General features: G+C 59.6%; 7 protein-coding genes. 6 read left to right on the top strand and 1 reads right to left on the bottom strand.

Annotation, left to right across the window (positions count from 1 at the left end):
- From VMJ32_08375 to VMJ32_08360, 4 genes are all read left to right on the top strand, one after another.
- Positions 1–1429: peroxidase family protein (locus VMJ32_08375; GenBank protein ID HTQ39030.1), on the top strand; the 1429-nt coding region annotated here is incomplete at its 5' end.
- Between the two features lie 280 nt (positions 1430–1709).
- Positions 1710–3032 (top strand): hypothetical protein, encoded by a 1323-nt coding sequence (locus tag VMJ32_08370; protein HTQ39029.1) that lies wholly within the window; start codon positions 1710–1712, stop codon positions 3030–3032.
- 249 nt (positions 3033–3281) lie between these two features.
- Positions 3282–3878 carry a glycine zipper domain-containing protein gene (locus tag VMJ32_08365; GenBank protein ID HTQ39028.1) on the top strand — a complete coding sequence of 199 codons (597 nt, stop codon included), beginning with the start codon at positions 3282–3284 and terminating at the stop codon, positions 3876–3878.
- A gap of 101 nt (positions 3879–3979) precedes the next feature.
- Positions 3980–5698 carry a PQQ-binding-like beta-propeller repeat protein gene (locus VMJ32_08360; protein ID HTQ39027.1) on the top strand — a complete coding sequence of 573 codons (1719 nt, stop codon included), beginning with the start codon at positions 3980–3982 and terminating at the stop codon, positions 5696–5698.
- Between the two features lie 159 nt (positions 5699–5857).
- Here VMJ32_08360 and VMJ32_08355 read toward each other — a convergent pair whose 3' ends face one another.
- Complete coding sequence (locus VMJ32_08355) at positions 5858–7000, bottom strand: hypothetical protein (protein HTQ39026.1); 1143 nt, start codon at positions 6998–7000, stop codon at positions 5858–5860.
- Between the two features lie 179 nt (positions 7001–7179).
- Here VMJ32_08355 and VMJ32_08350 point away from each other — a divergent pair, with 179 nt between their 5' ends.
- Positions 7180–7962, top strand: a complete 783-nt coding sequence (locus VMJ32_08350; GenBank protein ID HTQ39025.1) for an SDR family oxidoreductase — start codon at positions 7180–7182, stop codon at positions 7960–7962.
- Positions 7959–9413 carry an anthranilate synthase component I family protein gene (locus VMJ32_08345; protein HTQ39024.1) on the top strand — a complete coding sequence of 485 codons (1455 nt, stop codon included), beginning with the start codon at positions 7959–7961 and terminating at the stop codon, positions 9411–9413. Before VMJ32_08350 ends, VMJ32_08345 begins: the two co-directional genes overlap by 4 nt.
- Positions 9414–9437 lie beyond the last annotated feature (24 nt).

The raw sequence follows: 9437 nt of genomic DNA, 5'->3' as shown, positions 1-9437 counted from the left end.
AGATACGTTGTTTGCCGCCGGCGACGTGCGCGCCAACGAAAACGTCGAATTGTCGAACCTTACCACGCTATTTGTGCGCGAACACAACACCCAAGCGGCCCTGCTGGCCAAACAGCACCCCACCTGGACCGACGAGCAGCTTTATCAGGCTGCCCGGCAAATTGTGATCGGAGAGATTCAGTCGATCACTTATAACGAGTGGCTGCCGGCGCTGATGGGCAACAATGCCCTGACGCCGTACCAGGGTTACAATGCCAACGTCAATCCATCGATCAGCGTCGAGTTTTCCAGTGCGGCGTTTCGGTTGCACACGCTGCTCGACGACGATGTCGAATTTCTCGATAACAATGGAAATGAAATCGCCGGCATCGCAGGCGGCGATATTCCGCTGGCCGCCGATTTCTTTCAACCCGCGATTGTTGCCATTCCCGGCGAGGTCGCCGCCAATTTGAAGTATCTGGCCAGCGATTTAGCGCAGGAGGTCGACGAGCAAACGGTCGATGGGTTGCGCAACGCGCTGTTCCCCGACGCCCCCATTTTGGACAACGTCGAAGTCGGCGCCAGCGATTTAATTGCCGACGACATCCAACGTGGCCGCGACGAGGGCGATCCAACGTATAACCAAATGCGGATCGCGCTGGGCGAGCGGCCTGTGACGTCGTTTGCACAAATCACCTCGAACACGCAGTTGCAGAGTGAATTGAAACAAATTTACGGCAACGTGAATAATGTCGAGTTGTTCGTGGGACTGATGGCCGAAAACCACTTGCCCGGTTCGTCGCTTGGTCCAACCGAACAAGCAATCTTGGCCCAGCATTTCCAGGCGCTCCGTGATGGCGATCAGTATTTCTACGCCAATGCCGATTCGCCCGCGATGGTGCAGCAGTTGAACAACACGACCTTGGCGCAGATCATCGAGCGGAATACGCCGCTCACGAACCTACAGTCCGATGTGTTTTTGTTCCACGCCTCGATTTCCGGAACGGTTACCAGCGGCATGTTGCAACCCGGCCCCGGTCCCTCGCCGTTTGGAATCGGCCCGAGCGGATTCGGCGGTCCGGGCGGTGGTTTCGGAGGCGGCGGATTTGGCGGCGGCGGTCCGGGCGGCGGCCAAAACAGCCAAGGTCTGGCTGGCCTCACCGTGAATCTGATCGACTCCGACGGCGATGTCGTGGCCACCACGACGACTAACGGCCGCGGTCAGTATAGCTTCAACGTAACGGAAACCGGCTTCCTCCAAGTGCAATTGGTTACGCCCAGTAGCGCCAGGCAATCGGTCCTGAGCCGTACCGTGGACGTCACGCGCGGCGATATTTTCATCAACGGATTGGATTTCCAATTGCAGTTGCCGGGCTTGGGCGGACACGGTCCCGGCTCTGGTTGGAACTCGTGGGCGGCTTTCGATGACTCAGGCGACAACTGGTGGTAACAAGCTGCGCGAATACGGCACATTCTCTCGTAGCCGCGGGTGTATGCCCGCGGTTGCGAGGCGAATCCACAGCTTGCCTGCGGCGTTCAAACTTGATAGCTGCGGATGCAGATCCGCAGAAAAGATATGAATCGCCCCACCACCGCCCATCGTGCCAAACGACCATTTGCCCACGAATTTCTAACGCAAATGCATCCGTGCAGATCGCTAGGCGCTTGGGCCGGTCTCCGCTTACAATGGAAGGAACACGCCCCCCACTTCCACCCTCTGGACGATCACGATGCACTGCCCAACAGTCGCTTCGGCCTTCCGATTTCGCCCCTGGGGCACAAGCCTCATCTGCGGCGTCTGTAGCACGGCGTTTTTTTTGGGATTTGCGGTCGGGACAAATTCCCGGGCAGGCGAACCCAGTGCTGCGGTTTCGGCGACGAATGTTTCCGCCACGGTTTCCGGCACGGCCCAGCACGACGATATTCCCGCGCTGATCGCCAAACTGGGGGACGACGTCTTTGCCGTCCGCGAAGCCGCTTCCAACCAGTTGGCACGCCAGGGCATTGCCGCCAAGCCGCAATTGTTGGCGGCGCTTGAAAGTTCCGACGCCGAGGTGCGTTTCAGGGCACGGCATATTTTAGAGGTCGTCGTCGAAGCCGATTTCCAAAAACGCCTGAGCGCCTTCAGTGCCGATGTGGACGGCAAACAAAATTTGAGCATGCCCGGCTGGTCGTCGTTCAAGCGGACGATGGGCAGCAGCCAGGCGGCGCGACAGGTGTTCGTCGAAATGCAACAGGCCGAAGCGGCGCTGCTGGAATCGTACGAAGCGGGTCCTAAACAGGCGGCCGAAAAGCTGCGGGCGCAGGCTGCGCTGGATCCCCCCACCACCAATGCTCGCGGTCGCAACATCATCCGGCCCACGGTCACCAATCTCGGTTCCATCCTGGCGTGGTTGTTCGTGGCCGGCGATCCGGATGTACCCCTCAGCGACGACATTACCGCCCGCACCGTCATGTTGCCGCAGAATCCGGTATTTCAAGAAGCGGTGCTCCGTACGACGCGGGAGTCAAATCCACAGCGCGAAGTGTGCCGCAAAATTATGGGCCGCTGGATTTCTCGCGACGATCTGAATTCCACGCTGATGATGCGAAATTTATTCTATGCCCAGGCGTTCAACTTGCAGGAAGGGGTCATTCCGGCCGTCAGCATCTTGAAACAGGCGCAATCGCCCGCCATTGTGAAGTGCAATGCCCTCATGGTGCTGGAGCGGTTCGGCGGCAAAGAACACCTCCCGCTGGTGGAGCCGCTATTAACAGATCATCAACTCTGCTTCGACACTGGCGGCAACACCCAGCCCATGCAGGTGCAATTGGGAGATGTCGCGCTGGTCACCACGATTGTTCTGTCCGGGCAGGACCCTAAGAACTTTGGTTTCGAGCGTTATCAACAATCGGAGCGTGCCCTGACGAACGTCAACCTTAACACTATTGCTTTTGCCAGCGATAAAGATCGCGAAGCCGCTTTTCAAAAGTGGCAGGAGTGGCAAGCTGGGCAGAGACAAGCGATGGGCGAAAATCCGGCCGCAAAATCTGGCGCTGAAAAGACCGAATAATCGCTTTCCCCCGCCCAATTTGACATCTGGCGCCCGCCCCTTGCCGATATATACAGCAGGGCAAGAGCACATGGCCCTGATAGCACACGCTCGGACCTGCTTCCCTTGACGCCTTGCGGCGAACTTGGGAAAAACCCACCCCCGAGTGTGCTATCCGCCGCAATCGCAATTTGCTCAGCCGGCGTGAGTTGTTCACGTTCTCCTAAAAAGATCCCAACAAAAAAGTTCGCTGTGGAAAAGGAAGTTCCCATGTTCCGCGTTATCTCGTCATCGCTAGTGACTCTGTTGGCCGTGTGTTTGGCCGGATGTCATTCTCCCTACTATGCCGATCAAGGCGCACTCGCAGGCGGCTTGGGCGGGGCAGGTTTGGGAGCCCTCATCGGTAGCGCCAGCGGACACACCGGCGCAGGCGCCGCCATTGGCGCTGCTGCCGGCGCGCTGACGGGCGGCGCGGTTGGCGGCGCCCTGGACAACATTGACGCCAAAAATCGCGCTCAAATTGCCGCCGCCACCGGACATCCGCCCACCGCGGTCAGCGTGAACGACATCGTCGCGATGACTCGCTCGGGCATCGACGAGCAAATCATTGTCAACCAACTGGCCACCTCGGGCCTGCAGCGCCCATTGCAAGCCAACGACGTAATCTACTTGCAGCAAAACGGCGTCAGCCCGCACGTGATTTCCATCATGCAACAAACACGCGTGGCGGTGGCTTCTCCGCCGCCGGGCGCCGTCGTCGTTCCTGGTGGTCCGCCGCCGGTCGTCGTGGCCGATCCCTACTGGGGTCCCGGATATTACCGACCGTACTATGGCCCGCGCGTCGGCGTGACATACATCGCGCGGTAAAGCGTACGCCCGGTTACGAAAGGGCGAGGCTCCCGCCGGGCTAGCTTCGTAATGCAGCCCGTCGCCGTCATCGTGATTGAAGTCTATAATGACTTCGCCCTATGACGCCCGATTCTTCCTCGCAAATTGCTGCCCCACAAGTAATTTCCACTGCGCGCCGCTGGCCGCTGTGGCCGGCCTGGGCGATTTTCGGCGTCGGCGCGGGGGCCATCGCATATTTTCAGATCGTGGGGCTGGCTGATAACGGCACGTCGAACGCCTTCACGATGCTGGCTATTCTGCTGGTGTTCGTTCTGCTTGGATTGTGGACGGCTTTTTTTTCGCCGTTTTCGCGCGCCACGCGCTGGCGATGCATTGCGGGGGCCACGGCGGCGATTGCGCTGTTGTTGGCCGCGGTTCGATTGGACGGTTTTAGCGGCAATCTTGTGCCGCGGTTTACGTGGCGCTGGAATCCAAAGGCCGACGTGGTTCTGGCCGAGCACCCATTGGACGAAGCGGCGGGGACGGCCGACATTCACCCCACGGCGCACGATTATCCGGGCTTTCTCGGTTCCAACCGCGACGCATTTGTGCCCGACGTGCATTTGGCGACCGATTGGAATGCGCAGCCTCCCAAGCTGTTGTGGCGGCGACCGATTGGCGCCGGTTACTCGGGCTTTGCCGTTGTCGGCCAGGCGGCCTTCACGCTGGAGCAGCGTGGCGAGCAGGAGCTGGTCACTTGTTACGATTTGAAAACCGGCCAGTTGCTGTGGCATCATGCCATTGCAGCCCGGCAGCATAACGATATTGGGGGCGATGGCCCCGGCTCCACGCCGACGGTTCACGATGGCCGCGTGTATGCCCTGGGAGGCACCGGGGTGCTGCGCTGCTTAGACGCCGCCACGGGGCGACCGATTTGGATTCGCGATGTGTTGGCCGACGTGGGGACGACGTACGAGGCTGATCGCGCCGGCGTGTGGTGGGGCCGATCGGCATCGCCGCTGATTGTCGACCACCTGGTTGTCGTGCCCGGGGGCGGCCCACCGGCCGGGCCGAAAGTATCTCTTGTGGCGTACGACCTGCTCACGGGGGAAATTGTGTGGCGGGGCGGGCAGCGGCAGGTAAGTTACAGCTCGCCCAGTCTGGCCACCTACGGCGGCGTGCGGCAGATTGTGATTGTGAACGAGGACAACATCACCGGGCACGATCCAGCCACCGGCGAAGTGTTGTGGACCGCGCCTTGGGATGGCAGCAGCAACAGCACGGCCAGCGCTTCACAAACGGTGCAAATAGCGGACGACAAGTTTTTCGTTTCCAAGGGTTATTCGATGGGGGGCGGCGCGGTGTTCGAAGTAAAGCCCAGCGGCGGCAATGCGGAAACCGGCAATGACACGGCAGCAAACGGCGGCGACCAGCCTTCCGCCTCGGCCTGGGCCGTCAAACGCTTGTGGCACAACCATCGCGTGTTGCAAACGAAGCTGGACAACGTGATTGTGAAAGATGGCTTTGTGTACGGCCTTTCCGACGGCGTTTTACAATGCGTCGATCTGGCGACCGGCCAGCGTGCGTGGGCCGGCGCCGATTACGGCCACGGCCAACTATTACGTGCGGGCGACCTGCTTTTGGTCAGCGGCGAAACGGGCGAAGTGGCGCTGGTGGAATTGAAACCCGACGCTTTCCACGAGCTGACCAAGTTCCAAGCCGTGGAGGGGAAAACCTGGAATAATCCGGCGCTGGCGGGCAATCTGCTCTTGGTCCGCAATGCCCAAGAAGCAGCCTGCTATGAGTTACCGTTATCCGACGCCGCAGTAGCCACAGATGAACGCAGCAACCATCAATAGATGCAGAATCGCCACGGATGAACACGGATGAACACAGATAAAAGTGTTCGGATCACCAGTTAACCATTGACTGTGTAATCGAAATTATATCCGACCACTGCTTCGTCTGCTCTCATCTGATTCATCTGTGTCCATCTGTGGCCCTTCGCTGCTCGGCCGTCACTGCGCTTCTTGCTCCAGCAGCCAGTCTTCCAAATTCACTTGCCGCACGAAGGGGGCTCGCAACAGTGAGCTGCGGGTGGGCAAAATTTTGGCCAGCCAGGGGCGGCGCACGGCGCGCGAGACGGCCCGCAAGCCGACGCTTTCCCACGATTTGGCCCCTAATTGCGTTTCCACGTTGTCGGCCAGCCGCTTGAAGGTGGCGGGGACCAAATTCGGCTCCGGTCCGACGTGCACGATGGTGTCGATGCCCATCGACAGCGTTTCGGTGATGGCATCCCACAGCCGTTGGGGATGATCGACCCAGCGGGCCAACATTTCGCGGGCGTTGTAATCGTTGTAGCTGAGCTTTCCGGTTACCAGCGACAGTACGGCCGGCGTGGGGCCGCGGAAGCCGCCGGGCAACGTTTGCATCATCACGGCCGAACGGTTGGGGATATTCCGCTGCCAGGTAATGGGCGTGTGCATGGGGGGCCAGCGGCTGTCGTTTTTTCGCAAAAAAAGCCGTTGCGGCAACCATTCGCGCATTAAATCGGCGAAGCGGTCGATGGTATCTTGCTGACCCATCAACAAAAGCGAGTTGGGAGACAAATACGCCGAAATTCCAATCACGCCTTTTCCGGCCGTGTTAATCCGCAAGCAGAGTTTGTACACGGCGTTGGCATCGAGCGCCGGCCCGCGAGAAAATAACACACCCAGCGTGACATTGCGCGCCAAGTCCACGCAATCGGCGGCCATCAACAGCGGCACGTGCAAAGCCGACGCCAGGTCCATGACTCCGCCCGCCACCAGCGCGCTGATTTCGCCCAGGCTGTATCCAAACATCATTCGTGTTCGAGCGTATTCAATGTCGAAAAACTCGTCCAGCAATTTCAACTGGGCTTGCGAGACGGACATAATCAAGGCGATGGCGTCGGCGTAGGTTTCCAAATCGGTTTCTTGTTTTTCCCGCACGCGCCGCACCAAGTCGATGTTGCGCGACAGCAAGTCGCCGGCAATTTTCGAAGCTTCGCGCAAATGCTCTTCCATGACCGGTCCGTAAGCCGGGTGCGCCAGTAACTCCGCGGTGCGTCCCAGGTTGGTTACGTTGTAACCACGAAAGACAAAGGCGGAGTTGGAAAGATGTTCTTTCAGATCGAGCATGGATTTGGCAACAGGCGGGTGTGGAGGCGACCGATCAGGGCGCGTGGCAGCATCTTACTCCATCGTACACAGTTGGAGCGATTGCATTTCGCCGCCTGGCTGCGGCTTGCCTGGCTGCAAACTGCCGACTACAACGATGGAATCGACCGTAGCGATTACTGGGCTAGAGATTTGTTATCATGTCAACCGACAGAACCACCGAACTGGCCGGCCAAGTGGCCGTCGTCACCGGTTCGTCCAGCGGCATTGGGCGAGCCATGGCCCTGGAACTGGCCGCAGCCGGGGCCGACGTGCTGGTTCACGCCGGTCACAACACCGCCGGCGCGAAACAAACAGCGGCTGAAGTCGCGGGGTTGGGTCGAACATCGCAAATTTTGACGGCCGATTTTGAGAATGAGGCTGAGATTTTGAACTTTGGCGCGGCAGCCTGGAATTGGCGTGGCGGCAACGATCGTGACAGGGTCGATATTTGGATCAACAACGCCGGGGCCGACATCCTCACCGGCGCCGGCCGCACGCTTGATTTCGAACAAAAATTGCGGCGGCTGTGGCAGGTCGACGTGCTGGCCACCGTGATGTTGTCGCGGTTCATTGGAGAAAAAATGAAACAGCGCGGCCGTGGCGTCATCATCAACATCGGTTGGGATCAGGCCGAGAGCGGCATGGCCGGCGACACGGGAGAAATGTTCGCGCTTTCCAAAGGCGCGGTCATGGCGTTCACGCGCAGCCTCGCCAAAACGCTGGCCCCGCAAGTGCGTGTCAACTGCTTAGCGCCGGGCTGGATCAAAACCGCCTGGGGCCAACAGGCCAGTGAAATTTGGCAACAGCGCGCACGACAAGAATCGCTCCTGGCGCGCTGGGGTACGCCGGAAGACGTGGCGAAAGCCGCCCGATTTCTCGCTTCTCCCGCCGCCACGTTCATCACTGGCCAAATTGTGGCCGTGAATGGAGGCCGTGCTTGAACACCCAAACGCAAACCATCGAGCGCCCGCCTCCGGCCATCGACGATTGGTCCGGCGTAGTTGTGCCGCTGCAAAATGCGCCCCAGCCGAGCGAAGCGTTTCGCCAGCTCGCGCACTTGCCGCATTGCATTTTTTTCGATAGCGCCATGCCCGACGCGCACGTGGGCCGGTATTCGTTCCTGGCCGCCGATCCGTTTGAAGTGCTGGGAGCCGACGCCGAAGATGCTTCCGCCTGGAACCGAATCCGGCAGCGCTTGAACCGATTCACCACGCCGTCGCTGCCCGATTTGCCGCCGTTCCAAGGCGGCGCTGCGGGATTGTTTTCCTACGATTTATCGCGCAGCCTGGAGCGCTTGCCCGAGCCACGCTGCGACGAATTTGCACTGCCGGCACTCACGCTGGGCTTTTACGACGTCGTGCTGGCTTACGATCATCAAACCGAGCAGGCGTGGATTATTTCGCAGGGCTTTCCGGAGTGCGATCCGCGGATGCGCCATCGTCGGGCAAAAAATCGCGCCGCGCAAATGCAGCGGTTGCTGGAAGCGGGTCAATTGCCGGCGGTCAACGTACACTCGCCGCAGCATGTTTTGCCTGCTTCATCACTAGCACCGCAATTTCCCGTAGGCAGCATCCGCAATTTAACAAGTAACTTTTCGCCTGGCGGTTATTTGAAAATGGTTCGCCGCGGCATCGAGTACATTTACGCCGGCGATGTGTTTCAAGTGAACCTGGCGCAGCGGTTGCTCTGCCCGGCACGGGGTGATTCGATTTCGCTTTATCTGCGGCTGCGGGAGCGCAACCCCGCCCCCTTCGCCGCTTATTTCGATTTGGGCGAGTTTCAAATTATCAGCGCCTCGCCGGAGCGGTTTCTCAAAGTGCGCGAAGGATACGTGGAGACGCGGCCAATTAAGGGGACGAGGCCACTGTCTGGCGAAATCCACGCCGATCAAAACGCTGCCCGCGAATTGCTTGCCAGCGAGAAAGATCGGGCCGAGAATGTCATGATTGTCGATCTGTTGCGAAATGACCTGTCGCGCGTGTGCCAGTACCACAGCGTTCAAGTTGCCGATTTGTGCCGGCTAGAACGGTTTGCCTTCGTGCAACATTTGGTGTCGGTAGTGCAGGGCAAGTTGAGGCCGGAATGCGGGCCGCTCGATTTGCTGCGGGCGGCATTCCCCGGCGGCTCGGTCACGGGCGTGCCGAAGATTCGGGCGATGCAGATTATTACCGAATTGGAACCGACGGCCCGGGGAGCATACTGCGGGGCGCTGGGTTATATCGGGTTCGACGGCGCCATGGACAGCAGCATTTTAATCCGCACCATTACCGCCGGCCGCGGATGGTGGCAGCTACCGGTCGGCGGCGGCATTGTGGCCGAGAGCGACCCGCAGCGCGAATACGAGGAAACTTGGGCTAAAGCCCAAGGTCTCCTGCGTGCGCTGACACCATAATAATTTCACATCCAACAGTTAAGC

This window comes from Pirellulales bacterium, assembly GCA_035499655.1.
In the GTDB taxonomy this organism is placed as follows: domain Bacteria; phylum Planctomycetota; class Planctomycetia; order Pirellulales; family JADZDJ01; genus DATJYL01.
Note: the sequence above shows the minus strand (reverse complement) of the source record. Positions and strands in the feature narration are given on the sequence as shown.